A 25,543-nucleotide genomic window follows, 5' to 3' on the forward strand; every position below is an offset into this window, starting at 1 on the left:
AATTATGTTTAGATTTATAAAATTGATATAATAACTAACATCTTCATTTTTATTTTTTTTTATATGTATTGAATATTTTTTTCAAAGCTTCATAATCTTTCTCTGTTCCAAATTCTTCTGTTTGAATATTTTTTTTAGAACTGATAAAATAAAAATGACCACACCAAAGACAGATTTTAGCTATACCTGAAATTTTGCTATTCTTTTTAAAAACTAAAATATCTCTATACTCGGGGGCACAAGCTTTATTTAATTCAAACATCTTTAAAGAGATTTTTTCTATAAAAACATCATTTCTTAGATATTCAACGTCTTTTTCCGATAATTCAAACCTAGAGAATCCATCAGAATTGACCATTTTAAGAAAAACAGAACTATTTAATGTATCTGGATAATCTTTATAAAAAACACTCTCAAAAATAGAATCTCTAACACCTATATTGGAGTTTCTACTTATCTCCTCCTCTTTACTTTTATTTAATGAATAGTACTCAACATTATCAAAATCAAAAAATGTCTTTTCTTCTTTGGACTTACAAGATATAATTACGAAAAGTAATAAAACTATTGAATACCTCTTAAACATTAGCATTTATCGACATCAGATATTTTTTTGGAGTTGTAGCAAACTTCTTTTTGAATGCCGCAATAAAGTGGCTTCCAGTGCTATAACCAATTTTCAGTCCAACTTCGTTCACGTTGTACGAACCGCTATCAAGCAATTTTCTGGCAAAATCCATTTTGTAATCAAACAGAAATCCGTAAACCGTATCACCATAAATTTGTTTGAAGCCCATTTTTAATTTCTTCAGGTTCAGACCAATTTCATCTGCCAGTTCCTGCAAACCCGGAGGTTCAGCCATATTGGCAATAATAATTTCTTTGGCTCTTCTTATTTTCAAAACATTATCTTCATCAATCAGGAATGGACATTGTTCTGCATTTGGGTCTTCCGTTCTGTTAAAATACAAACTGAGCAATTCGTATCCTTTTCCTTTATAATAAAGGTTTTTTATAGACGGATGCAGGTTGTAATGAAACAGCTGACTCAACACAATAGCCATAGAGGGACTAATATTTCCTTCGTTATAATATTTTTTGTCCTTATTATCAGGACTTAAAAAAGTAATATAATCTGCTTCGGCAGAAAACAACGCGTGAAATTTTTTGATGGATACGATTACCGAAATCACCCAGGAATTTGGAGAAAGTTCTAAATTCAATGGTAATTCTTTTTGTGGATTGTACAAAAGGAGCGATTTTTCTTCTTTTAATTCCAGAGCATAAGTTCCCTGATTGAACAAAAATTTAGCATTGCCTTTTATCCCGAAATGAAACTGTATCAGACCACTACCCACTTCGTGCTGCCCCAAAAAGAGCTCTGAACTGTCGTTTTGAAAACGGATCAGCGTAAAGTCATCTTCGATTTTAATAATTTCCTGAGAACTCATAGCGATATTTTTTTGAAACAAAAATTAGCCTAAATGCAAAATGTTATTTAGAATCACTCTAAACAAACCTTTTCTAACAACTTGATTTTGCTACAAAAATACTTCTTTTTGCATAAAAACAGCTGTTTAGAAACAAAAAAACATGTAGCGATACAAAAAGTACTTTTAGCGTTATTTTTCTAAACACTATAATGATAATTTTGTTGCACTTTTATGAAAGTGAATTTATGGAAAACAATAACGTACCGAAACACCTTTATTTTTATTCAGTTGGTCTGAGTTATAAAAAAGCTGATGCTGAGGTCAGAGGTCAATTTAGTCTGGATGCAGTTGCCAAAACACATTTGCTGGAACAGGCTAAAAAAGAGGGAATAGAAAGTTTAATTGTCACTTCGACTTGCAACAGAACCGAGATCTACGGTTTTGCAGAACATCCTTTTCAATTAATAAAGTTAATTTGCGATAATAGTAACGGATCTGTTGATGCTTTTCAAAAAGTAGGATTCGTTTATAAAAATCAGGAAGCGATCAATCACATGTTTCGCGTAGGAACCGGCTTAGACAGCCAGATCTTAGGTGATTTTGAAATTATCTCTCAAATCAAAACCAGTTTTACCCATTCGAAATCAATGGGTTTAGCCAATGCTTTTTTGGAAAGACTGGTAAACGCCGTAATTCAGGCGAGTAAAAAAATCAAAAACGAAACAGAAATCAGTTCAGGAGCCACTTCGGTTTCTTTTGCATCGGTACAATACATTCTTAAAAATGTAGAAGATATCGGAAACAAAAACATACTGCTTTTCGGAACGGGAAAAATAGGGAGAAATACCTGCGAAAATTTAGTAAAACACACTAAAAACGAGCACATCACCTTAATCAACCGTACAAAAGACAAGGCCGAAAAATTAGCTGGAAAATTGAATCTGATTGTTAAAGATTACTCCGAATTACATCTTGAGCTTCAAAAAGCCGATGTGGTTGTGGTAGCAACCGGAGCTCAAAATCCAACCGTTGACAAAGCGATACTGAATCTTAAAAAACCTTTATTGATTCTGGATTTATCTATTCCGAAAAACGTTAATGAAAATGTTGAGGAGTTAGAGGGAGTGACCTTGATTCACATGGATTATTTATCACAATTGACAGACGAAACGCTGGAAAACAGAAAACTGCATATTCCAGCTGCCGAAGCCATTATAGAGGAAGTTAAAGAAGAATTTATAACCTGGACTAAAGGCCGTAAATTTGCTCCTACTATTAATGCTTTGAAAGAAAAACTAAATGCGATTAAAAACTCGGAATTAGATTTTCAAAGCAGAAAAATTGCTGATTTTAATGAGGAACAGGCTGAGATTATCAGCAACCGAATCATTCAGAAAATCACTACTCATTTTGCCAATCACTTAAAAGACGACGATACCATGGTTGATGAAAGCATCGAATGGATCGAAAAAGTCTTCAAAATAAAAGCATCTTAGTTTTTTTACCATTAAGGCATTAAGAGAATTAAGTTTTTTACTCAAAAAATAAAGAATATTAAGGACGTCACGTTTTTAATTTCGGGTACAGCTTAATACCATAATGATTTACAAAAAAAGTTCTATGACAAAAAAGGAGGTTACCCAATTGGCTTATGAAATTACCGGTTTTGCTATAAAAGTGCATAAAGCCTTAGGCCCGGGACTTTTAGAAAGCATTTATGAAAAGTGCCTCAAATATGAATTAGAACAAAATGGATACGATGTTAAACAGCAGCTGAGTGTTAAAATAGAATATTATGATCTTGAACTGGAATCTGATTTAAGAATAGATTTACTTGTTAATGATTGTGTAGTTGTTGAACTGAAAGCAATAGAAAATCTATTACCAATTCATGAAGCACAACTATTAACTTATATGAAATTATTGCAAAGACCTCAAGGACTATTAATTAATTTCAATACTCTAAATATAACAGAATCAATGAAACCACTTGTAAACGAATATTTTGCAAGATTAATTGATTAATATAAATAATTAAACCATTAAGATATTAAATTAATTAAGTTGGAACGCTTAGAATTAAATGATAAGAAAATTAAGCTTTATAACTTAATTTTCTGAAAAATCAACACAAAGCTTAATGAACCTTAATATCTAAATGGTTAAAAAATAAAAATGGCAGAAAAAACAATCAGAATTGGAACCCGCGATAGCGAACTGGCACTTTGGCAAGCACACACTGTCGAGAAAAAACTAAACGATCTGGGGTATAAAACCGAGATTATTGCTGTAAAATCTACGGGCGATATTATCCTTGACAAACCACTATACGAACTTGGTATCACCGGAATTTTCACCAAAACCTTAGATGTTGCTATGATTAATGGTGATGTTGATATTGCCGTTCACTCGATGAAGGATGTGCCTACGGCTTTACCAAAAGGTATTGTTCAGGCGGCAGTTTTAGAAAGAGCCAATGTACTTGATATTCTCGTTCATAAAGGAAATCCTGATTTTGCTAATCCAAGTACAATCGCAACCGGAAGTTTACGTCGTCAGGCACAATGGTTCAATAAATATCCTAATCATACTGTTGTTGATTTACGTGGAAATGTAAATACACGCATGCAAAAGCTAAAAGACAACAACTGGGATGGGGCAGTTTTTGCCGCTGCAGGTTTGGAGCGCATCAACTTAAAACCGGAAAATTATATCGATTTGGACTGGATGATTCCCGCACCGGCACAAGGGGCTATGGTAGTTGTCGCCATGGAAAATGACAACTACACTTTAGAAGCTCTTTCACAACTAAATGATATCGAAACTGAAATTTGTACGCATATCGAACGTCAGTTTTTAAGAACTCTTGAAGGAGGCTGTACAGCACCAATCGGAGCTTTGGTTCGCTATAATGAAGAAGAGGACACACTTCACTTTCAGGGTGTTTTACTTTCGGTTGATGGAAAACAAAAACTGGAAATCAATAAGACTGTCGAAATTGGAGAGTGGAAAAAACTAGGATTCTTCGCTGCTCAGGAAATTCTAAACAATGGTGGGACAGAATTGATGCAAGTCATTAAAGAATCTTTGAAAAAATAAATGAGTAAATCAATTCAAATAGTATCTACGAAAAAGCTTTCAACTGAGCAAAGACAAGCCTTAATAGGGGCACATCTTGAAGTTATTGAAGCTGATTTTATTCAAACCGAAAATAAACCTTTCGAAATAAAAGACCTCAACGACAATTTGATTTTTACAAGTCAGAATGCTGTTCATAGTGTTCTCTCCCATCCCAAATCAGAAGAACTGAAAAGTAAAAATGTATTTTGCGTTGGCTTAAAAACCAAGATTCTCCTATCTGAAAACGGATTTAATGTAGTAGCTTACACCGGGTATGCTGCCGATTTAGCCGAAATTATCACTTTAATATACCGAAGCGAAAGTTATACTTTTTTTAGTGGCAACCTTCGAAGAGAAACTTTACCAAAAGCCTTAAAAGAAGCAGAATTAAAATTCAATGAAATTCAGGTTTATAATACTTCTTTGACCCCTCAGAAAATAAAGACTCCTGTTGATGCCATTCTGTTTTTCAGTCCATCAGGTGTACAAAGTTATCTGAAAGAGAATACGATTAAAAAAGAAATCTGCTTTTGCATTGGTGAAACTACTGCGGAGGCTTTAGAAAAAATTACCAAAAATATCGTTATTGCAGATCAGCCTACCGTTGAGGATGTAATTGAAGATGTTTTACAAGAATATAAATAATCGCTGTATGCTGTAAGCTTTAGGCCGTAAGCAAACACAAAAAATAAAAAACAAACATCGCTTAAAGCCTAAAGCTTAAAGCCTAAAGCAAAGAAACAATGTTAAAAAACGACCTATTTTTAAAAGCACTAAAAGGAGAAACCGTTCAACGTCCACCAGTTTGGATGATGCGTCAGGCCGGAAGATATTTACCGGAATTTAGAGCTTTACGTGATAAATATGATTTTTTCACCAGATGTGAAACTCCTGAATTAGCTGCCGAAATTACCGTTCAGCCTATTCGCAGAATTGCTCCGGATGCTGCTATTTTATTCTCTGATATTTTAGTGGTTCCACGTGCAATGGGCATTCATGTAGAATTGAAAGACAATTTAGGTCCAATTATTCCGGATCCAATCCGTACAATGGAACAAGTCAATCAGGTTTTTGTTCCGGATGTAAATGAAACTTTAGGCTATGTCTTTGATGCTGTTAAATTAACTAAAGAAATGCTGAACGACGAAGTACCGTTAATTGGTTTCGCGGGTTCGCCATGGACTATCTTTTGTTATGCAGTTGAAGGAAAAGGTTCTAAAAGCTTTGATACCGCTAAAGGATTTTGCTTTTCAAACCCTGTTGCAGCACACACTTTATTACAAAAAATTACAGATACAACGATTTTATACTTAAAAGAAAAAGTAAAAGCAGGTGTTAATGCCGTTCAGATTTTTGATTCCTGGGGAGGAATGCTTTCTCCGGTTGACTATCAGGAATTCTCATGGAAGTACATCAACCAGATTGTTGATGCGTTGGCAGAGGTTACTCCTGTCATTGTCTTTGGAAAAGGATGCTGGTTTGCCTTAGGCGAAATGGGTAAAAGTAAAGCTTCAGCACTTGGTGTAGACTGGACTTGTACTCCTAGAAATGCCCGTTATTTATCAGGCGGAAATATTACTTTGCAAGGTAATTTTGACCCTTCGAGATTGCTTTCTCCAATTCCAACCATCAAAAAAATGGTTCATGAAATGATCGATGAATTCGGAAAAGACAAATATATCGTAAATTTAGGTCACGGAATTTTACCAAACATCCCTGTAGATCATGCTAAAGCGTTTATCGACGCAGTTAAAGAATACGGAAACTAGTTTTCAGTTTAGCAGTCCCAGTTTTCAGTTGCCCAACAGCAAACTGAAAACTGGGACTGAGACCGAAAACAGGCATAGAGACTGAGACCAAAAACTAAAAAAATGCTGAACAAAGGCTTAAGAGACGAAGAAAAAATAAGAATTGATAACGTCCTCAAGACGTTACGAACTCTTGTTTTTGTTCCTTACCCTTTAAGTGATGCAGGTAAAGAAAACATCGAAAATCAGCTGAAAGAAATTGGACTAAGCCTGAACACTTTATCCCGTCAAAAAGATGAAGATTTAATCACATTATTAATACGACTTCATTTTGACTGGGAACATTTAGAGCAATTCGGAGATGTTTTAATCGAATTCTCAAAGGTTGAAAATTATAATTTTACCGATAAAGCCTTGGCTATCTATCAATACATCCAACAGGAAAGTAAGGTTTTTTCTTTCGGGATAAATACTAAAATTGCTTCGGCCAAAAACAGATCCTAATGGTTTTTACAGATTGGAAAACAGATACGATTGCCAATATTCTTCCTGAGGAATTTTACAACCTCATCGAAAAGAATAGAAACCATATTCAAAAAACGTTTCCTGTCACACTTTCTTACTGTCCGGATCTCGAAAAAACAAAGCAGTTTCTTGCTTTCAACCAAGACAAAGAAAATCACAAAGAGGGGTACTTTTTCTATCCAAGAGACAATAAAACCAATGCATTAATTGGCTATTTGTGCATCAAAAGCATTGACAATCGCATTTCAAAATGTGAACTGGGGTATTTTGTTGATGAAGATTATCAGGGAAAAGGAATCACTTCAAAAATGGTTTCCGAAACTTTAGATTTTTGCTTCAATACTTTAAACATGAATAAAGTATTCATCTGTACTTCAAAAATCAACAAAGCAAGTCAGCAGATTGCTTTAAAACATCATTTTAAACCAGAAGGAATATTAAGAGACGAATTCAAAAACAGCGACGGAACACTGGAAGATGTTGTTTACTTTGGATTACTCAAATCAGAATACAATATCCATGAAAGATAAATTTTACGCCTACATACAAAACTTACAAGATCAGATCTGTGCCGGATTAGAAAAGGTTGACGGAACTGCAAAATTCCGTGAAGACCTTTGGAAACGCCCGGAAGGCGGTGGAGGAAGAACCCGCGTGATCGAAAACGGAACTGTTTTTGAGAAAGGTGGTGTCAATATTTCGGCTGTTCACGGAAAACTGCCGGAAACCATGCAAAAAATGTTTAATGTAGGCGAAGCTGATTTTTTTGCCTGCGGATTAAGTCTGGTTCTTCATCCTAAAAATCCAATGGCTCCAACGGTTCATGCGAACTGGCGTTACTTTGAAATGTATGATACTTCGTCTTCTGACGATAATGGTCCAAGAAAAATAATCCAGCAATGGTTTGGCGGTGGACAGGATCTAACACCTTATTATCTGTTTGAAGAAGATGCAATTCACTTTCATCAGACTTGTAAAACCGCTTGCGACAAGCATAATCCGGAGTTTTATCCTAAGTATAAAAAACAATGTGATACCTATTTCTGGAATGCACACCGAAACGAAGCCCGAGGTATTGGCGGTTTGTTTTTTGATTATTGCAAAGCAACCGAAACCATGTCAATGGAAAACTGGTACAATTTTGTAACCGAAGTGGGTAACAGTTTTCTGGAAGCTTACGTTCCAATTGTAGAAAGAAGAAAAAATCTGGAATACACAGCCGAAAACAGAAACTGGCAGGAAATCCGTCGTGGCCGCTATGTTGAATTCAATTTGGTTCATGATAAAGGTACCTTGTTCGGTTTGAAAACCAACGGAAGAATTGAAAGCATTTTAATGAGTTTACCTCCGCACGTACAATGGGTTTACGATCATCACGCAGAAGCCGGAAGTATTGAGGAAAAATTGGTTCAGGTGTTAGAAAATCCAGTTAACTGGATTGAATTGCAATAGTTTCTTGTTGTTATTGAAAGAAATTCCTTAAAAAAAAATTAAAGTCACGTCAATAGATTTTTGTAGATTTACCCCTTAACCCCATAAAGGATGATATCTATAAAAATCTGTTACTATGGCAAGCACTTATTCTTAATTATACATTCATATTGTTTTCACCGTTAAAGGCCGACAAAATCTGATTTCCAAAAATTGGAAAGATGAACTCTATAAATATATAACCGGTACCATCAGCAATAAAGGTCAAAAACTGATTGCTATTAATGGAATGCCGGATCATATTCACATTCTGATTGGATTAAAACCGGACAAATCGATATCGGATTTAGTGAGAGACATTAAAGCAAATTCTTCAAAATTCATAAACGACAAGAAATGGATTAATGGAAAATTTGAATGGCAAACCGGGTTTGGGGCCTTTTCTTATAACCATTCCCATTTGACAAATGTTATAAGATACATTGAAAATCAGAAAGAACATCACAGAAAAAAGACATTTAAAGAAGAATATATCGGTTTCCTAAAATCGTTTAATGTTGATTTTAAAAATGAATACTTGTTTGATGATGTTAATGAATAATATATCATTATAAACATATCGCGATAAATATGCTGCGATAAACGTAACGCTATAAATATATTGCTATAAATATATCGCTCCTCCGGAGCTTAAAAAATTTAATATCTATATTTCTATAGATATGGTGCTCCTTTGGAGCTCCTTAAAAATATTACAATTCAATTCCTAAAATAATTGTTATCACTATTATTTGTAATTATAAGGCCTGATTATACAGTCTTTTTAAAATAGTTAAAAAAACACATATCAGAGTCCCAACGTAACGACATATTTATAGACATTCAAAACAATACGTAATCAAATCCCAACGGGGCGACATATTTATAGATATTTCAGAACAATACATAACCTAGTCCCAACGGGACGACATATTTATATATTTTTTTTGTAGATTTAGTTTTTAAACCCCGAAGGGGTAATATATTAAAAAAAGGTAATTTACCCTTTGATACATTCTGAACCAATATCAGATAATTACAATTTTTGCCCATGAAATTAAAGCTGGTTTATATCGTGTTTCTCGGAAGCTTTTTAGGGTGTCTTGCTCAAAATGATGCATCGCACAACCCCTATTTTAAATCCTATAACGATAAAATTACCGGCAGCGTTTATTATATAGACACTTCAAATAGTTTTCAGATTGCTTCAGGCCCACAGGATTCACAAACATTTCTTAATCTTACTCCAAATAGAAGAGAACAGATTGGTTTTAATCTGAATTATAAAATCATTGATGTTTCTGTTGGTTTCGCTCCAAAATTTCTGAGCCAAAATAAAGGCGATTCTCATTCCAAGCATTTTAATTTCAATACCCGTTTTTACTATAAAAAATGGATGCAGTCCTTTACTTTTATCAATCAGAAAGGGTTTTATATCAGCGATGATAATATAGTGGCACAATTGCCCGATATGCGCACCACAAAAATTGGCGGATCGACGGCTTATGTTTTCAATCCTAAGTTTTCTTTTAAATCATTGGTAAGCCAAAACGAATGGCAGACCAAAAGCTCCGGAAGTTTTATTCCGACTTTTTCTTTTTATTATACCAATCTCAATCTAAACAATACACCGGATTCTTCAAACGCCGATATCTATGTTTTTTCGATAGCACCCTCCTATTTTTATAATTTTGTAATTAGTCAACGCGTTTTAATTGGTGCCGGAATTGCTTTAGGGGTTGGAATTAATGATATTGACGGCGATTCATCTGCGCTGTATCAAGCCGATTTTAATTTAAAACTGGCCTACAATAATGACCGTTTCTTTGCTTTTGCAAGCATCAATACAGTAAGTTTTGCACAGGACGATAAAGTCAATCCGCGATTGAATGATAATGTTGCCACTTTAAAACTTTCTGCCGGTTACCGATTTGATCCACCCAAAAAAATAAAAGAAGTTTACGATAAAGTAAATCAGAAAATAGGTTTGTAATACTTAATCCAAAATCTTCATTCTAAAATCTAAAATAAAATAGTATGGCAAATGTGAATAAAGAACAATTGAACCGCATGCAGACCGGAAAAGGATTTATTGCTGCATTAGATCAAAGTGGCGGAAGTACACCAAAAGCATTAGCACAATACGGTGTACAGGAAAACAGTTATACAACCGAAGAAGAAATGTACACCCTCGTACATGAAATGCGAACCCGAATTATTAAAAGTCCCGCCTTTAGCAGCGAATACATTCTGGGAGCTATTTTATTTGAAAATACCATGGACCGCAAAATTGACGGGCAATGGACTGCTGATTATTTGTGGGAGCATAAAAATATCGTTCCCTTTTTAAAAGTAGACAAAGGTCTTGCTGAACTCAAAAACGGGGTACAGCTCATGAAACCCATTTCAAATCTGGACGAATTGTTAACTCGTGCTGTAAAACGCAATATTTTTGGAACCAAAATGCGATCTGTAATCAAAGAAGCCAATGCTACGGGAATTCGCGAAGCCGTTGAACAGCAATTTGCAGTAGGGCTTCAAATCTTTAACAAAGGGCTTGTCCCAATTATTGAACCTGAGGTCGATATTTATAGTGCCGACAAAGAAAAATCAGAAGAAATTCTAAAAGCAGAAATCATCAAGCAGCTTAATTTACTGGACAAAGATGTAAAAGTGATGTTGAAACTTTCGATTCCAACCGTAAATGATTTTTACAAAGAATTAATGTCTGATCCTCATTTGGTACGTGTGGTAGCATTATCGGGAGGCTATGCGCAGGAAGAGGCCAACCAAAAACTGGCCCTAAATCACGGATTGATTGCCAGCTTCTCGCGAGCACTTTCGGAAGGGCTAACGTTTGGTCAGTCTGATGATGAATTTAGTTCAAAACTTCGAAAATCCATTGAGGGAATTTATGAGGCATCAATCCTCTAAAATAAAAATAAAAAAATCCCCGAAAAAGATTAGATCTCTTATCGGGGATTATTGTTTTATAGTGAACTTTAGATTATTTACTCAATTCTTCTGCCAAATCCAACGTTTGCAAAATGATATTTTTATCTGATTTTGCAGCGTTTAATTTCAACTCAAATTTCAATTTGTTATCAATCAATTTTTTAGGAGACTGCATGACAATATCACTAAACTGCTCTGACAATCGTTTCAATTTTTCTGAATCTTTGCCTTTTACTTTCCCTGAATTCTCATAAGCAAATGATGCTCTTGCAAAATTTAACTTTCCGGAGATGTAATTTTTCTTTAATTCTTTTTTTGCTTCCTTAACAAAAAGTCCTTTTCCATCATTAAAATAATCTAAAGTATTGGCTATCAAAACTACATCTTTGTCTTTTTTGATAAAAACAGTCCCATAGTCTTCCGTTCCAAAAATTTGATAAAAATCTCCCTTTTGTTCCAGAAATTTTTTGCGAACGCCCAATTGGATTAGCTTATCACCAAAAGTAGGATGTGTCGAAGTAAATACCATAGAGAATAACGGAATGTTCTTTTTCACTTTTTCCTCTGTTATCTTTTCTTCGTAATTTTCATCATATCCATATACTTTCTTAGTTACCTCAACTTCATTTACATGGTACAGAAACATACTTAAATCCCCATCAAAAAGTGTCGCTGTAGCTTCTTCATCCACTATCGTCGAAATTAAATCTGTAATAACCGTCAAATCTTCTTTTACTAAATACTGACTTTGAAATAAATCTGCCACTAAGGTTGGAAATTTTTCAAGTGCCGCTTTCGTATTGATGTGATAAGACATATACCCTAATGGTTTTTCATCTGGAAAATAGTTGAAAATATTTTTGTTGATCTTTCTGTCCGCCATTTTCGCTACAATCTGCGCCATTGGCTCAGCATACTCAACAACTTCCTCAATACGGGCGTTATCATTCTCAAAATAAAAATCCAGGTTAATTCCTTTTACCATATTGGCAGCATTATTCTGCATGGGTAAAAACTTATTGTAACTGACGAACTTTGACAAAAGACTATAAGCCGAATTTAAACTGGTCATCGCCGAACTGTAATTCAGCCAGGACGAAATATCGGCTGCCGCATTTATTTTCTCTGAAACAGGTGCGGTGAATCCATTTTCAAACAATGATTTGATAAAAAGGCTCTGCTGTTCTGCTTGCAAAAGATTAAAATCAGCCGCTTCCTTCTCATATACAGCATTAGAAACGGCCATAGCTTCTGCTGTTTCTTCTGCAACAGCTGCTGCTTCCTGTGCAGGTTCTTCTGTTGTTTCTGTTGAAGTTTCCTGATAAGGTTCGTCTATCGCAATAGAATCCTGTGTTCTGTTCTCCCAATCGTACGGTTTTGGTTTGTAATTTTTAGTCAATTCAACCAACACCAGATAATTATCATTCCAAACAAATGAAGTCTTTTGATTTTTTGGTGTAAAAACAGCATATTTGCCATAATCCTGAATTACGGGAACCTCAACTGAATCTGTGTTTTTATTCTTTGTATGCTCTTCAATCAAGAACTGCTTCACCGCTTCCCTGTTTTTAATCGGAAGCGTTACCTGATAGTACGGAATACTGTCGGTGAAGTTGCCATGAACGGTTATCTTTTGATCCAATTTAAAAAGAGCTGCATATTTCTTAAGATCGAGACTCGCTTTCCCTTCTTTGTACTTATTAATTAGCGGATGATTTAATATTTGATCAACGCTTACTTTTTTCGAAAGCTGATCTCCGTTAAACTGTACAAAATAATCGTAGGATTTTGAATTGACCTGTCCAAAAGTCAAATGTGTGGCTAATATTAAAAATAAAATGTAAAATTGCTTCATAAATCAAGGGGTTAATTGAATTCTATTGTTCATTAAGGCCGATTTTTTAAGTACGCTGTACATACTCTGTTTTAAGAAAACGGTCTTTTTATTTGGTGAAATTCTGCTATTCGGATTTTCTACGGCCTTTACCTCTTTGTCAAAAGTATAAATCGCTGTAATACTGGCTGCTTCCAAATCTTCCTTTTTCTTCGGATCTTTTACTACTTTTTCAGGAACCGGGTAAGAAGCGATCCTTTCAAAACTCCTGGCATTACTGCTAAAATGAATTTGATTACTCTGATTGTTGATCGTATTGACAACAGCATTGAGCGCTTTCAAATTGGCATAATTGAGTTTGATAATAAAAACATACTGATCAAAATCTGTTTTAGTGGTTACATTCGTAATACCGTCAATTTTTAAGGCTTTGACTTTAAAATCTTCCAGCTTTTTAGTGATTTCCTGTTCGTTTGGAATTTTAACCCCGTCAACCTCTTCCATCCACATGGCCGATTTTGTTTTAAACCATGATTTCGAAAAGTCAACCATCAGCGTGTACTCTCCGCTTTGGTCGTCGTGGTGTTTGATCCTTTCTGTTATTTCAAAACAGCTGGTTAGCAGTAAACAACAGCATAATGCGAGAAATTTCTTCATCAGACAAATTTAGATGGAATATTTTTAAAAACCTTATTTATACTGAACTCTTAGAAGTTAATTTAAGTACTATTAAAATATCACAGAAAAAATTTACGTTGTATTTATACTTTTTGCAATTTTCCTAACACCGATTTAAAGCATTTGAATTGTCGACATATCTAAGCTTTTACATTTTGTATATTTTATCTCCTTTACTTGCATGAACGAAATACACATAGAGCAAGAAGTATCTTGTCCTTAATAAACCAGTATCGTATACCCTGAAAAATTAATTTGCTTTCCTCCAAAATCTTCCTCCACCTCACCTATTAAACCACATGGAATATTCCCCTGAGAATAAATCTCTAAAAGGTATTGGAAAAATATTGGGATCTTTTTGTTTATCGAAAAGTAATGATTTTCCATTGCTGCTCCAAGAATGTTCCATAATACATCATCAACGATAATCTTACCTAATTCATTCTTTTCTGCAAATTCTTTTGCAATATATTCTACATGTTTCAAATTGCTTTTCTTTATTTCCGCAATTTTATTCCAATCCTGATAATTATTCCGATTATTCTTGTCCAGAAAAACCGTTAACCTGTTTCTTGCTTCCATTGTTAAATCTTCCCAATTCTGAGAAGACATATTACTTTCCATTTCATCAAATGATTGTAAGAACTTGATTTCTATTGGAAAATCTGAAATATGGAATTCCTTTCCACAGTTAGAAAACCATTCAATATTATTTATTTTTTCTAAAAATATATTGCTCATATCTTTATACTAATTATTCACAAAAATAAGTTTTGCATCTAATTTTTCAAATCTACTTCAAAAAATAGGCAAACACTCAAAATTTTAGATAATATTAACGGATTCACAGGAGTGCTAAACACCTTATTCTGTTCCTTTTTCTTTAACTTTGTGGCACTTATTAAAAAGTAACACAATCTTCAAAAAAACAAAAAACAATACACTTTAGAAATAGGATTCTCCATCAGATTTCGAAGAAATCGGCTGCAATCTAAAATCTAAATCTAAAATCTAAATTTTTATGTTCCCATTACAAAGAAACCGCCGTTTAAGAACCAATGAGTCCATTCGTTCTTTAGTTCGTGAAACCAGTTTGAGTCCACAGGATTTTATGCTTCCTATGTTTGTTACTGAAGGAAAAGATGTAAAAGTGGCCATACCGTCTATGCCGGGAATTTACCGTCATTCTTTGGACAATACGATTAAAGAAGTAAAAGAAGCCTGGGATTTAGGCATTAAAGCGGTGAACATCTACGTAAAAATCAGTGATCACTTAAAAGACAACAAAGGTGTCGAAGCCTGGAATAAAGACGGTTTGATGCAGCAAACCATCCGCGCAATAAAAGATGCTGTTCCTGAAATGATTGTAATGCCTGATGTGGCTCTCGATCCTTATTCAATTTATGGTCATGACGGAATTATAGAAAACGGACAGCTTTTGAATGATCCTACGGTTGATGCTTTAACCCGAATGAGTTTAAGTCACGCCGAAGCCGGAGCTGATTTTGTCGCGCCAAGTGATATGATGGACGGAAGGGTTTTAGCGATTAGAAAAGCATTAGAAGAAAACGGACATCACAATGTGGGAATCATGAGTTACAGCGCCAAATATGCTTCTGCATTTTACGGACCATTTCGTGACGCTTTAGATTCTGCTCCTGTAGATTCTCAAAATATCCCAAAAGATAAGAAAACATATCAGATGGATTATGCCAACCGAATTGAAGGAATTCGTGAAGCTTTATTAGATGTTGAAGAGGGTGCAGATATCGTTATGGTAAAACCGGGAATCGCCTATTTAGATATTGTTCGTGAGATAAAAAACACCGTTCAGGTACCCGTTGCCGTATACCAAGTATCTGGTGAGTACGCTATGGTAAAGGCCGCAGCTGAAAAAGGATGGTTAGATCATGACAAAATTATGTTAGAGCAACTTTATTGCATTAAGCGTGCAGGTGCCAATATTATCACGACTTATTTTGCAAAAGAAGCAGCAGTACTACTAAACCAATAACATGAAAAAAATACTATTCTTATCAGCCGTTTTAGCGTTTGCATCCTGTAAAAAAGAAACTGCAGAAACACCAGTTGAAACTACAACAGAAGCCTATTCAGAAGGAGAAACAGCCAAAGCCAAAACTCCGGAAGAATTTGGAAAACAAATTTTTGAAGGACAGGGAAATTGTTTCTCCTGTCATCAGCCGGACAAAAAAGTAATTGGTCCAAGCATTCAGGAAATAGCCAAAATATATAAAGACAAAAATGGAGACATTATTACTTTTCTGAAAGGAAATGCTGATCCAATTGTTGATCCGAGTCAGTTTGCTGTTATGAAGACTAATTTTCCGGTAACACAGGCTATGTCGGATGAAGAGCTAAAAGCAATTGAAACCTATATTTACAGCCATTTAAAGTAAAAATATCGTTTCCTGCTGACATACTGTTGTCATTGCGTCATTTTACCTTTACGGCTTAACAAAAAACAGCTAAGATGGAACAAAAACTCAATGTTATTGGTATCTCAATAAGAACGACTAACGAAAATGGCCAATCGGGAACAGATATTCCGGCACTTTGGAATCGATTTATGTCAGAAGGAATTCTTCAAAAAATTCCCAATAAAACAAGTAATGCGATCTATTGTGTCTATACGGACTATGAAAAGGATTATACGCGTCCTTATACCACGATACTGGGCTGTGTAGTAGAAAATCTAAATGATATTCCGGAAGGAATGGTTGCCAAAACAATCTCCGGAGTTCATTACCAAAAATTTACAGCCAAAGGCAATCTGGCCGATGGCATTGTGATTAAGGAATGGATGAAAATTTGGAACTCAGATTTAGACAGACTTTATACCGAAGATTTTGAAATTTACGGAGAACAGGCTCAAAATCCTGAAGATGCGATAGTAGATATATTTATTGCGATCTCATAAAACATAAAAATGCAGAAAGGGCTATCTTAAAAAGATAGCCCTTTTTTATTTAACTCTTTTAATGTACCGAAACACTTATAAAATAGGGTACATTTCATACAACAGAGGATATTTCTTAAATCCAAAGTTCAGAAAGCTTATTAACATTAAAAAAAACTGTATCATGTTTAAGATTTGATGAGAATACAAATAATTTCTACTTTCTAATTATTTGTAGGTTTATTTTTACTATATTTAATTCTTCGCAAAAACAAACTTATCAAGCTATATACCCCGGTTTACTAACTATTAAAAGCCAATAATCATGAAAAAGCTATTTAAGTACGCCTTAGCGTTTGTTTTTCTTGCCTTGACAAGTTGCGAAAAAGATTCAAATGAACCACATCAAACCAAAACAGAATCATCGGTTCCTTTTGAAAAGAAACTCATTAATGCCAATGAACTTCCGGCAGACATTCAGCAAGACATCAACACTGATGAAACAAAAAACAGTTCAAAATCCGGTAATACTGAAACTCTAAACGAGCCAATATTTATGATGTATGATATTGTAAGTATGACTGACGATAAGAACATCACCAATTACAGTATTAGCTTCTTTTATCCAGACACTCCTGAAAATGTGTATTACAATCTGGTTATAAATGTACTGCCAACGGGAGAAAGTAAAAAATACGTTTTTAAATATATTTGTAATCCAGAGGATTATGAAAATTTTAAAGCACACCATTTTAATTTCAAATATTTTGATGGTACTACCGAGATAAGTCAGGTTAGTTACAATACTACTGGAAAATTTACCTCGAAGTCCAGTGCAGGAGACGATCCATGTGCTAAAATCTTTATTCCTTCATCATCAGATCCAAAGAGTAATCCAGCCGCAGGTGGAGGAAGCGGAGGTGGCGGAAATCTCCCATCAGGAGGATTCAACACAAGCGTTCCGGGATACAACTCCCCTCCAAGCAGTGGCGGTTATAAAGGTGGTGGCGATGGCAGTTCCGGTCACGATCATTCTAACTGTTATGGCAGTAACGGACAATATTGGTATTATGCCGGTGATGTTCGCCCACCGCATCCTCATACTTCAAAAAGTGCTGCACCTTGTCCCGAAGTAACTCCACCAACCGGATATGTACCGGTAAATACAATGCCATTGATTAAAATTTTAGGTGCTCAGCTAAACCTATCTATAGCTCAGATCGCTTTTTTAAGAAATCGTCCCGACACGATGAATATTATTGGCAGTTATTTAAATTCAAATAACTTCTCTGATGAAGCCAAAAGTTTTTGCAAAGAAATGATTGACATCGTTAAACAAGATGTCACAGTAGATAATAATGCACTCATTTTTACCTTAAGCGCCAAAGCCCAAAACAAGATTTATTATGATTTAGATAATGTTTTTTTGTTGTCCGTAGATGAATACATGGATGCAGATATATCCAATATTTATAATACAGATCCAGATTTGATAATTTATTTTGGGCAACACCATATTGAAAAAATGGTACGTTTAAAAAAAATTAATCCAGAATGGAGTTATCTAAAGTGTTATTGGGAAGCCAGTAAAGAAGTCGTTCATATTACACTGGATGTCTTTGGTACAGTGCCTGTAGTTGGAGAGTTGGCAGATGTAACAAATGGCGCTTTGTATCTTATTGAAGGCGATGGTGTTAATGCTACTTTAAGTATGGCTAGTGCAATTCCTTTAGCAGGATGGGCTGCTGTATCTACGAAGTATGCTATTAAATTTAAAGAAGTTAGCGTAATAGCTACAAAGGTAAAATTAGTTTGGAAAGTTACTGGAGATGTTATTACTTTTGGATCAAGAGGTCAACTACGAAAAGTTTTAGGATTAGCGGTTGGAGATTTACGACAAGCCCATCATATTATACCTTGGAATAAACAATCAAAAGAGGTTATACAAAAAGCATCTAAGTCCAAACATGCTTTTCATATGAACGAAGAATTAAATGGAATAGCATTAAGTACAACTGTTCATAATGGGAGTCATGCCCATTATGATAATTTAATTCAAGAACATCTTGATAGAATAAAGCCAAATGCAACACCTGATGAAGCATATGAAAAAGTAATGGAAATTTTAAATAAAGTAAGAACCGCCATTAGAAACAATCCTGGAGTACATCTTAATCAATTAAATTTTTAAATTATGAATTATTACTCTATTGAGCATTCAATGAATAAAAAAATATTAGGTCATTATCCTCAGATAAAAGAAATCATTCATCATTGTGCTGTTTGGGAAGATCCACGATTTATTGATAGATTCAGTTTTGAAAAGATTAATATCAATCCAATCATTTCTAATCCCGTTTTATATCAAAATTCTAACTTAACCGACTTAATAGATGTTAGAGGAGAGATTGGTTTTTTATCCAAAATCCTAATAAGTGGTAAACTAAAATCTATATTAGAAAAAAGAAGGACTACTGGTTTCGATTTTTTTAAAATACCAGTCTTCTATCGAGAAAAAATCATTGAAGATTATTATATTCTAAATGTGTATGAGGACAATAATAATTTTATTGATATCAATAAGTGTAGAGTTCAGTATCATAAAAAAGCAGATGATTATAAGTTTACTTACAATACAAATACTGAATATTTAACATTCGAAAATTTTGACAGTTTTAATTCTCTTCTAGATGTAGCTATTAAGAATAATGAGTCTTTTTTTATTGATAAAATCATTTTAAAAGATAGCATAAATGAAGATTTTTTTCTACTACGATATGTTGAAAGTGGAGTAAAATATGTTGTTTCTGAAAAGTTAAAGCAAGAAATAGAAGATGCAGGTTGTACCGGTATAGAATTTCAGCCTATAGAGTTATCAACAATTGAATGGCTGCATGGAGGAGAACGAGAAAAAATATACGGTAAAGCGTGACAACATAAATAATATCAAATAAGAGAGCAAACTAAGTAAAACTTTTTGGTGTTCCAAAGCTGTTTTTTGATAGTTATTGCGTTGGAGAAAACGCGGATTAATACGGATTTCTTTTCATCAGGCATTAATTAATCTTTACAAGATAAAAAGAGACTAAACAAAAACGGCGCTAAAATTAGCGCCGTTTTTTATGGGTTTTCTGTTACCAGATTTTAACTCTTTTATCAGGATCAATGAACATTTTGTCTCCTTTTTTGATGTCGAAAGCCTTATAAAAAGCATCAACATTTTGAATTGGCACTACAGCTCTGTACATTCCAGGTGAATGCGGGTCTGTTTTAACCTGGCTTTTTATAGCCTCATCTCTTGATTTCGTTCTCCATACGGTAGCCCATGAAATAAAGAAACGCTGCTCTGGTGTAAATCCGTCAATTAATCCAGGATTTCCGTTTGCTTTCAAATACAATTGTAATCCATCGTAAGCCGCATTTATTCCACCCAAGTCTCCGATATTCTCACCTAAAGTAAATTTACCATCTACGTGAATTCCAGGAAGAGGCTCTAAAGCACTGTACTGTGCTGCAAGAGCTGCTCCAAGAGCTGTAAATTGTTTTAAATCTTCCGGTGTCCACCAGTCTACAAGATTACCGTCAGCATTGTAACGTGCTCCTGAGTCATCAAATCCGTGAGAAATCTCGTGTCCGATTACCGCTCCAATTCCACCGTAGTTCACCGCTTCGTCTGCCTGATAATTGTAAAAAGGCGGTTGAAGGATCGCTGCCGGGAAAACAATCTCGTTATAAGACGGGTTGAAGTAAGCATTTACTGTTTGCGGAGACATTCCCCACTCTGTTTTATCAACCGGTTTTCCTAATTTAGCCAGGTTTTCAGCATAAGCCCATTTTGATATACTTCTCATATTATCAAAATAGGTTCCGCCTTCCCCTACATTTTTAAGTTCTAAAGCTGAATAGTCTTTCCATTTATCAGGATATCCGATTTTAACGGTTAGTTTTTTCAATTTCTCAATGGCTTTCACTTTGGTTTGTTGTGACATCCAAGGCAATGCATTGATTCTGTTTTCGTAAGCTAACATTACATTAGCAATCATTTTTTTTGCTTTGTCTTTTGCTTCAGCAGGGAATAATTTCTCTACATACAATTTACCTAAGGCTTCACCCGTTGCAGTATTAATTACCTGTAACGCCATTTCTTCACGAGGACGTTGTTTTAAAGCTCCTGTCAACGTTTTTCCGTAGAAATCAAAATTAGCATTTTCGATATCTGTACTCAAAGTCGAAGCGGTTCTGTTTAATAAAGACCATTTTAAGTACTCTTTCCATGCTTCTACTTTCTTTTCCGAAAATGTTTTTTCCAAAGCAATCATATAACGCGGCTGCGCTACATTTACACTATCCAATTTTGTCATTCCAATTCCGGCAAAATACTTTTCCCATTGAATAGAAGGCGTGTTCTTTTTTAAATCAGCAATTGCTGTTGGATTGTATTGTTTTCTACGGTCTCTGCGCTCTACACGGTCTAATCTTGGAGCAGACAATTCGATTTCTAAAGCCAGAATTTGTTTGGCACTTTCTTTTGCTTTTGCAGGAGATTCACCAATAAACTGTAACATTCTGGCAACGTGTACTTCATACTTTTCACGTTTTTCTTTTGAATCTTTATCATCAGCATTGTAATAATCTTTGTCAGATAATCCTAATCCGCCCGGCCCTAAGTTAACTGTGTTTTTGTTACTGTTTTTAGCATCTGGCCCAACGAAAACACCGAAGAAACCAATACCGCCTTGTGGCTGCATTTCGATAAAGAAATTTTGAAGATCTGTTACATTTTTAATGGCATCGATCTTTTTTAAGAAAGGCTGAAGCGGCGTAACTCCTCTTTTATTACGTCCAACAGTATCCATAATCGTATTGAATAAGGCAATCGCTTTACCCTGATCTGTATTGGATTTGTACTTAGGATCTTTTGATGCTTCTTTTAAAATAGCAAGTGCATCATTATCAGTTTTCTGACGTAGTTCATTGAAACTTCCCCATGAATTTCTATCACTTGGAATTTCAGTTTTGTCTAACCAGGTCCCGTTTACATATTTAAAGAAATCTTCTTTCGGACTTACTTTGGTATCCATATTAGACAGATTGATACCGGGCTCTTTTGGTTTTGCACTTTGTGCGTTTACTGCGGTAATGGTAACCATTGCAGAAACAACACAAAACATTGGTTTTCGTAGTTGTTTGATCATTTTTCTTTGTAGTTTTTAGTATATACGCAAACATATTCTAATTATTCCAAACATCGTGTTAAATTTTTCACATAAAATTGAATCATGGTGCACCTCCAAGCTATGGCCTGCTTCTATTTCTATTATTATTTGGATGGTTTAAAATGGCGCGCAGATTTTGCGAATTCTGTAGATTAAAAATGATGGTTAACATTTCTTTATTTCTATAGTACATCCTTAAAAAATAAAGATCTGTAAATCTCCTAAATCTGAGTGAAAGATATAAACTTTAAAATAGCACGCAAATCTCGCAGATTATGCAGATTAAGAATAATGTTTTACAGTTGCTCTATTATAATATTCCCCCTTTAAAAATTAAAAATCTGCCGAATCTGCGTGAGAAAAAAAACGAAGACCGTACAGAAATCAAAAACGGCGCTAAATTAGCGCCGTTTTCTATGATTTTATCTCTTACCAAATTTTTACTCTCTTATCAGGATCAATATACATTTTGTCTCCTTTTTTAATTCCGAAAGCATCGTAAAAAGCATCTACGTTCTGAACCGGAACAACAGCTCTGTACATTCCAGGTGAATGCGGATCTGTTTTCACTTGATTTTTAAGAGCTTCGTCTCTAGTTTTGGTTCTCCACACCGTTGCCCATGAAATAAAGAAACGCTGCTCCGGAGTAAATCCGTCAATCAATCCCGGATTACCATGTGCTTTCAGATACAACTGCAAACCATCGTAAGCGGCATTAATTCCTCCTAAATCACCAATATTTTCGCCCAACGTAAATTTACCGTCAACGTGAATACCCGGTAAAGGCTCTAAAGCACTGTATTGATCTGCCAAAGCGGTACCAAGTGCCGTAAATTGTTTTAAATCTTCCGGTGTCCACCAGTCTACTAAATTCCCTTCGGCATTGTAACGTGCTCCCGAATCATCAAAACCGTGAGAAATTTCATGACCAATAACCGCTCCGATACCACCGTAATTTACTGCTTCGTCCGCCTGATAATTGTAGAAAGGAGGCTGTAAAATGGCTGCCGGGAATACAATTTCGTTGTACGACGGATTGAAATAAGCATTTACAGTCTGTGGCGACATTCCCCACTCGGTTTTATCAACCGGTTTGTATAATTTGTCGATTCCTTTTTTGAAATTCCACTTAGACAGATTTACCATATTTTCGAAATAACTTCCTCCCTCTGCTACACCTTTAATTTGAAGGGCTGAATAGTCTTTCCATTTATCCGGATAACCCACTTTTACAGTAAGCTTGTCCAGTTTTTCAATCGCTTTTACCTTCGTAGCTGCAGACATCCAGGTCAAATTATTGATACGGGTTTTGTATGCCTGAATTACGTTATGAATCATGTCTACCGCTTTTGCTTTTGCTTCAGCAGGAAACACTTTCTCTACATATAACTTACCTAATGCTTCACCAACACTCGAGTTTACAACCTGTAATGCTTTTTCTTCACGCGGCAATTGTTTAATTGCTCCCCTTAAAGTCTTGCTGTAAAAATCAAAATTAGCCGTCTCCAAATCTGTTGACAACTCACTTGCATAAGAGTTAAGCAAATCCCATTTCAGGTATTCTTTCCACAATGCTACTTTATTCTCTGTAAAAACAGTTTGTAAAGCCTTCATGTATTTAGGCTCCGTCACGACTATACTCTGCAATTTTGCCAAACCAATGCCTGTAAGGTAAGCATCCCAATTAATAGCAGGCGTTAATTTTTGAAGTTCAGCAACGGTCATTGGATTGTATTGCAAACGACTGTCTCTACTTTCGACACGATTCAATCTCGGTTTCGACAATTGTGTTTCTAAGGCTAAAATTTCGGTTGCACTTTGCTTTGCTTTTTCCGGCGATTCGCCAATAAACTGCATCATTCTCGCCACATGAAGTGCATATTTCGCACGCTTTTCTTTAGAGTCCTTATCTTCAGAGATATAATAATCCTGATCCGGCAATCCTAATCTGTTTGGATAAAGCATTACGGAGTTTTTAGAGCTGTTTTTCTCATCGGCGCCAATATAAATTCCGAAAAACACGCTATTCCCTTCCTGTCCAATTTCAGTCAGGTATTTTTGTAGATCAGCGATGTTTTTAATCGCATCAATTTTTTTAAAGTAAGGCTGCAGCGGTTTTATCCCCGCTTTGTTTCTCCCCACTGTATCTAAAATCGTTGAAAACAAGTTTACAGCTTTGCCCTGATCGGTATCTGACTTGTACTTTGGATTTTTAGAAGCCTCTTTCAGAATAGACATTGCGTCTTTATCTGTTTTTTTGATCAATTCATTAAAACTTCCCCAAGTAGCACGATCACTTGGAATTTCAGTTTTACTAAGCCAGGTTCCGTTTACATATTGGAAAAAATCCTGACTGGCGCTGATTTTAGGGTTCATGTACGAAACATTAATACCAGGCTCTTTGGGAGCTGCATTCTGAGCATTGACTGCTGTAAATGAAACTGCTGAAAAAAGGGCGCAGAACAAAGGTCTGCTAAATTGTCTTTTCATTTATATTTAAGTTTTGGTGGTTGCACAAACGTATTCCTAATATTCGGAACGTAATGTTAAATTTTTTAAAATAATTACAAAAACTCCATTATTATAACATCAAAATAGATCTTCTCCAATATTTTCATGTTTTTATCATCGATTTTTAACTCTATATTAGAATACTTTTTCGAATATTTGTTACACCGAATTTAAATAAAAGTGAAAGCAAAAATTCAGAATGCCGTTTCAGGAAAAATTGAAGCTATCGGATTACCGATTTTAGCTTTATGCTGGGTAAGTTTTTTTTGGGGAACCACCTGGCTAGCCTCTAAAGAAGGGGTAAAACATATGCCTGCTTTACAGTTGGCCACCATTCGTCAGTTTTTGGGCGGAATTTTATATGTGGGATACTTTATTCTGAAAAAACAACCCTGGCCCAAAGGCAGACAATGGCGTACGATCATAATTCTGGCCTTTTTGAATTTTGTATGCAGTAACGGTTTAAGTACCTGGGGTGTAAAATACATGAGCAGCGGACTTGGAGCAATCATTAGTGCTTTATTTCCGATCTGGATTATTATCATCAACTTCTTTAACGGTCAGAAAATTGCCAAAATGGCTTTGATAGGGATTCTGATCAGTTTTGGAGGGGTCTGCATAATTTTTATTGACTATCTCTCAGATTTTCTCCGACCTGATTTTCAATTCGGAATTATACTGATGACGGCTTCTACCATAACCTGGGCTTTCGGAATATTGGAAACAAAGAAGAAAGCAGCGAGTTTTAATCCCTACTTCAGTTTAGGATTGCAAATGTTGATTTCCAGTGTTTTTCTTTTTGGAATTACAGAAGCTGCAGGAGTTAATATTCCGCTAAACGAAATTCCATTACCTTCTTTGTGGTCTATTGCTTATCTGGTTATTATTGGATCGGTTTTAACTTTCATTGCATTTATCTATTCGCTCCAGCATCTTCCAACGGAGATCAGCAGTATCTATGTCTACATCAATCCAATTGTTGCGATGATTTTAGGCTCGTTCATCTTCGGAGAAACGCTTACGCAGGCAATCGCGATTGGTACCATCGTAACCTTAATCGGGTTGTATTTGGTCAACAAGACTATTCGGAAAACCAAAAAATAAAGAATTTGTTTGTTGGGACCGATTTGCTTTTG

The 25,543-nt window shown here is 35.1% G+C and carries 24 protein-coding genes; 17 read left to right on the top strand and 7 right to left on the bottom strand.

All coding sequences use genetic code 11. The features are described 5' to 3' along the window. Positions 1 to 49 precede the first annotated feature (49 nt). Both ACAM30_RS07880 and ACAM30_RS07885 read right to left on the bottom strand, forming a co-directional pair. Positions 50 to 586: a hypothetical protein gene (locus ACAM30_RS07880; RefSeq protein ID WP_369617994.1), complete on the bottom strand. Its 537-nt coding sequence runs from the start codon at positions 584 to 586 to the stop codon at positions 50 to 52. Then, the gene (locus tag ACAM30_RS07885; protein WP_017495824.1) at positions 579 to 1,451 is read right to left on the bottom strand and encodes an AraC family transcriptional regulator; all 873 of its coding nucleotides are present in this window, start codon (positions 1,449 to 1,451) and stop codon (positions 579 to 581) included. Before ACAM30_RS07885 ends, ACAM30_RS07880 begins: the two co-directional genes overlap by 8 nt. A gap of 227 nt (positions 1,452 to 1,678) precedes the next feature. On the opposite strand from ACAM30_RS07885, the gene hemA reads away from it, so the two are divergent. The 11 genes from hemA (at position 1,679) to ACAM30_RS07940 (ending at position 11,230) form a co-directional block, all read left to right on the top strand. Then, positions 1,679 to 2,929, top strand: a complete 1,251-nt coding sequence (gene hemA / locus ACAM30_RS07890; protein WP_017495823.1) for a glutamyl-tRNA reductase — start codon at positions 1,679 to 1,681, stop codon at positions 2,927 to 2,929. A 124-nt stretch (positions 2,930 to 3,053) separates the two neighbouring features. Further along, positions 3,054 to 3,458 (top strand): GxxExxY protein, encoded by a 405-nt coding sequence (locus tag ACAM30_RS07895; protein ID WP_369617995.1) that lies wholly within the window; start codon positions 3,054 to 3,056, stop codon positions 3,456 to 3,458. A 150-nt stretch (positions 3,459 to 3,608) separates the two neighbouring features. Further along, on the top strand, positions 3,609 to 4,532 hold the full coding sequence (gene hemC / locus ACAM30_RS07900; protein WP_369617996.1) for a hydroxymethylbilane synthase: 924 nt from the start codon (positions 3,609 to 3,611) through the stop codon (positions 4,530 to 4,532). Further along, positions 4,533 to 5,198, top strand: coding sequence for a uroporphyrinogen-III synthase (locus tag ACAM30_RS07905; RefSeq protein ID WP_369617997.1), 666 nt, complete (start codon positions 4,533 to 4,535; stop codon positions 5,196 to 5,198). A gap of 98 nt (positions 5,199 to 5,296) precedes the next feature. Next, on the top strand, positions 5,297 to 6,322 hold the full coding sequence (hemE, locus tag ACAM30_RS07910; RefSeq protein ID WP_369617998.1) for a uroporphyrinogen decarboxylase: 1,026 nt from the start codon (positions 5,297 to 5,299) through the stop codon (positions 6,320 to 6,322). Between the two features lie 102 nt (positions 6,323 to 6,424). Continuing rightward, complete coding sequence (locus tag ACAM30_RS07915; RefSeq protein ID WP_369617999.1) at positions 6,425 to 6,805, top strand: hypothetical protein; 381 nt, start codon at positions 6,425 to 6,427, stop codon at positions 6,803 to 6,805. Further along, the gene (locus tag ACAM30_RS07920; RefSeq protein WP_369618000.1) at positions 6,805 to 7,356 is read left to right on the top strand and encodes a GNAT family N-acetyltransferase; all 552 of its coding nucleotides are present in this window, start codon (positions 6,805 to 6,807) and stop codon (positions 7,354 to 7,356) included. Before ACAM30_RS07915 ends, ACAM30_RS07920 begins: the two co-directional genes overlap by 1 nt. Beyond that, positions 7,346 to 8,278, top strand: a complete 933-nt coding sequence (gene hemF, locus ACAM30_RS07925; protein WP_369618001.1) for an oxygen-dependent coproporphyrinogen oxidase — start codon at positions 7,346 to 7,348, stop codon at positions 8,276 to 8,278. The genes ACAM30_RS07920 and hemF overlap by 11 nt, the downstream gene beginning before the upstream one ends. 142 nt (positions 8,279 to 8,420) lie before the next feature. Further along, complete coding sequence (gene tnpA / locus ACAM30_RS07930; protein ID WP_369618648.1) at positions 8,421 to 8,858, top strand: IS200/IS605 family transposase; 438 nt, start codon at positions 8,421 to 8,423, stop codon at positions 8,856 to 8,858. A gap of 489 nt (positions 8,859 to 9,347) precedes the next feature. Next, positions 9,348 to 10,289 (top strand): DUF4421 family protein, encoded by a 942-nt coding sequence (locus ACAM30_RS07935; protein WP_369618002.1) that lies wholly within the window; start codon positions 9,348 to 9,350, stop codon positions 10,287 to 10,289. 53 nt (positions 10,290 to 10,342) lie between these two features. Next, the gene (locus ACAM30_RS07940) at positions 10,343 to 11,230 is read left to right on the top strand and encodes a fructose bisphosphate aldolase (RefSeq protein WP_369618649.1); all 888 of its coding nucleotides are present in this window, start codon (positions 10,343 to 10,345) and stop codon (positions 11,228 to 11,230) included. A 73-nt stretch (positions 11,231 to 11,303) separates the two neighbouring features. Here the strand turns inward: ACAM30_RS07940 and ACAM30_RS07945 are convergent, their stop codons facing one another. From ACAM30_RS07945 to ACAM30_RS07955, 3 genes are all read right to left on the bottom strand, one after another. Then, complete coding sequence (locus ACAM30_RS07945; RefSeq protein WP_369618003.1) at positions 11,304 to 13,106, bottom strand: hypothetical protein; 1,803 nt, start codon at positions 13,104 to 13,106, stop codon at positions 11,304 to 11,306. A 3-nt stretch (positions 13,107 to 13,109) separates the two neighbouring features. Then, a complete protein-coding gene (locus ACAM30_RS07950; RefSeq protein WP_369618004.1) occupies positions 13,110 to 13,742 on the bottom strand; it encodes a hypothetical protein in 633 nt (210 codons plus the stop codon). 240 nt (positions 13,743 to 13,982) lie between these two features. After that, positions 13,983 to 14,504 (bottom strand): hypothetical protein, encoded by a 522-nt coding sequence (locus ACAM30_RS07955; protein WP_369618005.1) that lies wholly within the window; start codon positions 14,502 to 14,504, stop codon positions 13,983 to 13,985. A 280-nt stretch (positions 14,505 to 14,784) separates the two neighbouring features. Here ACAM30_RS07955 and hemB point away from each other — a divergent pair, with 280 nt between their 5' ends. The 5 genes from hemB to ACAM30_RS07980 all read left to right on the top strand — a co-directional run bounded on the left by hemB (position 14,785) and on the right by ACAM30_RS07980 (position 19,612). Next, complete coding sequence (hemB, locus tag ACAM30_RS07960) at positions 14,785 to 15,777, top strand: porphobilinogen synthase (protein WP_369618006.1); 993 nt, start codon at positions 14,785 to 14,787, stop codon at positions 15,775 to 15,777. A gap of 1 nt (position 15,778) precedes the next feature. Further along, the gene (locus ACAM30_RS07965) at positions 15,779 to 16,180 is read left to right on the top strand and encodes a c-type cytochrome (RefSeq protein ID WP_369618007.1); all 402 of its coding nucleotides are present in this window, start codon (positions 15,779 to 15,781) and stop codon (positions 16,178 to 16,180) included. A gap of 74 nt (positions 16,181 to 16,254) precedes the next feature. Next, positions 16,255 to 16,701, top strand: a complete 447-nt coding sequence (locus ACAM30_RS07970; protein ID WP_369618008.1) for a GyrI-like domain-containing protein — start codon at positions 16,255 to 16,257, stop codon at positions 16,699 to 16,701. A gap of 304 nt (positions 16,702 to 17,005) precedes the next feature. Beyond that, the gene (locus tag ACAM30_RS07975; protein ID WP_369618009.1) at positions 17,006 to 18,871 is read left to right on the top strand and encodes an AHH domain-containing protein; all 1,866 of its coding nucleotides are present in this window, start codon (positions 17,006 to 17,008) and stop codon (positions 18,869 to 18,871) included. 3 nt (positions 18,872 to 18,874) lie between these two features. Further along, on the top strand, positions 18,875 to 19,612 hold the full coding sequence (locus ACAM30_RS07980) for a DUF1629 domain-containing protein (protein ID WP_369618010.1): 738 nt from the start codon (positions 18,875 to 18,877) through the stop codon (positions 19,610 to 19,612). Positions 19,613 to 19,814: 202 nt separating this feature from the next. Here ACAM30_RS07980 and ACAM30_RS07985 read toward each other — a convergent pair whose 3' ends face one another. Both ACAM30_RS07985 and ACAM30_RS07990 read right to left on the bottom strand, forming a co-directional pair. After that, positions 19,815 to 21,875, bottom strand: coding sequence for a M13 family metallopeptidase (locus tag ACAM30_RS07985; RefSeq protein WP_369618011.1), 2,061 nt, complete (start codon positions 21,873 to 21,875; stop codon positions 19,815 to 19,817). A gap of 450 nt (positions 21,876 to 22,325) precedes the next feature. Beyond that, positions 22,326 to 24,386, bottom strand: a complete 2,061-nt coding sequence (locus ACAM30_RS07990) for a M13 family metallopeptidase (RefSeq protein ID WP_369618012.1) — start codon at positions 24,384 to 24,386, stop codon at positions 22,326 to 22,328. 201 nt (positions 24,387 to 24,587) lie between these two features. On the opposite strand from ACAM30_RS07990, the gene ACAM30_RS07995 reads away from it, so the two are divergent. Then, the gene (locus tag ACAM30_RS07995) at positions 24,588 to 25,511 is read left to right on the top strand and encodes a DMT family transporter (RefSeq protein ID WP_369618013.1); all 924 of its coding nucleotides are present in this window, start codon (positions 24,588 to 24,590) and stop codon (positions 25,509 to 25,511) included. Positions 25,512 to 25,543: the final 32 nt, after the last annotated feature.

Origin of the sequence: Flavobacterium sp. CFS9 (assembly GCF_041154745.1) — a bacterium.
GTDB lineage: Bacteria > Bacteroidota > Bacteroidia > Flavobacteriales > Flavobacteriaceae > Flavobacterium.

Excerpts from the sequence above, each read along its gene's own strand:
- hemE (WP_369617998.1), top strand. The coding sequence starts at position 5,297 with ATGTTAAAAAACGACCTATTTTTAAAAGCACTAAAAGGAGAAACCGTT.
- hemF (WP_369618001.1), top strand. The coding sequence starts at position 7,346 with ATGAAAGATAAATTTTACGCCTACATACAAAACTTACAAGATCAGATC.
- ACAM30_RS07895 (WP_369617995.1), top strand. The coding sequence starts at position 3,054 with ATGACAAAAAAGGAGGTTACCCAATTGGCTTATGAAATTACCGGTTTT.
- ACAM30_RS07975 (WP_369618009.1), top strand. The coding sequence starts at position 17,006 with ATGAAAAAGCTATTTAAGTACGCCTTAGCGTTTGTTTTTCTTGCCTTG.
- hemA (WP_017495823.1), top strand. The coding sequence starts at position 1,679 with ATGGAAAACAATAACGTACCGAAACACCTTTATTTTTATTCAGTTGGT.
- ACAM30_RS07880 (WP_369617994.1), bottom strand. The coding sequence starts at position 586 with ATGTTTAAGAGGTATTCAATAGTTTTATTACTTTTCGTAATTATATCT.
- ACAM30_RS07955 (WP_369618005.1), bottom strand. The coding sequence starts at position 14,504 with ATGAGCAATATATTTTTAGAAAAAATAAATAATATTGAATGGTTTTCT.
- ACAM30_RS07885 (WP_017495824.1), bottom strand. The coding sequence starts at position 1,451 with ATGAGTTCTCAGGAAATTATTAAAATCGAAGATGACTTTACGCTGATC.
- ACAM30_RS07985 (WP_369618011.1), bottom strand. The coding sequence starts at position 21,875 with ATGATCAAACAACTACGAAAACCAATGTTTTGTGTTGTTTCTGCAATG.
- ACAM30_RS07990 (WP_369618012.1), bottom strand. The coding sequence starts at position 24,386 with ATGAAAAGACAATTTAGCAGACCTTTGTTCTGCGCCCTTTTTTCAGCA.
- ACAM30_RS07965 (WP_369618007.1), top strand. The coding sequence starts at position 15,779 with ATGAAAAAAATACTATTCTTATCAGCCGTTTTAGCGTTTGCATCCTGT.
- ACAM30_RS07950 (WP_369618004.1), bottom strand. The coding sequence starts at position 13,742 with ATGAAGAAATTTCTCGCATTATGCTGTTGTTTACTGCTAACCAGCTGT.
- ACAM30_RS07970 (WP_369618008.1), top strand. The coding sequence starts at position 16,255 with ATGGAACAAAAACTCAATGTTATTGGTATCTCAATAAGAACGACTAAC.
- ACAM30_RS07920 (WP_369618000.1), top strand. The coding sequence starts at position 6,805 with ATGGTTTTTACAGATTGGAAAACAGATACGATTGCCAATATTCTTCCT.
- ACAM30_RS07935 (WP_369618002.1), top strand. The coding sequence starts at position 9,348 with ATGAAATTAAAGCTGGTTTATATCGTGTTTCTCGGAAGCTTTTTAGGG.
- hemB (WP_369618006.1), top strand. The coding sequence starts at position 14,785 with ATGTTCCCATTACAAAGAAACCGCCGTTTAAGAACCAATGAGTCCATT.
- ACAM30_RS07915 (WP_369617999.1), top strand. The coding sequence starts at position 6,425 with ATGCTGAACAAAGGCTTAAGAGACGAAGAAAAAATAAGAATTGATAAC.
- ACAM30_RS07945 (WP_369618003.1), bottom strand. The coding sequence starts at position 13,106 with ATGAAGCAATTTTACATTTTATTTTTAATATTAGCCACACATTTGACT.
- hemC (WP_369617996.1), top strand. The coding sequence starts at position 3,609 with ATGGCAGAAAAAACAATCAGAATTGGAACCCGCGATAGCGAACTGGCA.
- ACAM30_RS07980 (WP_369618010.1), top strand. The coding sequence starts at position 18,875 with ATGAATTATTACTCTATTGAGCATTCAATGAATAAAAAAATATTAGGT.
- ACAM30_RS07905 (WP_369617997.1), top strand. The coding sequence starts at position 4,533 with ATGAGTAAATCAATTCAAATAGTATCTACGAAAAAGCTTTCAACTGAG.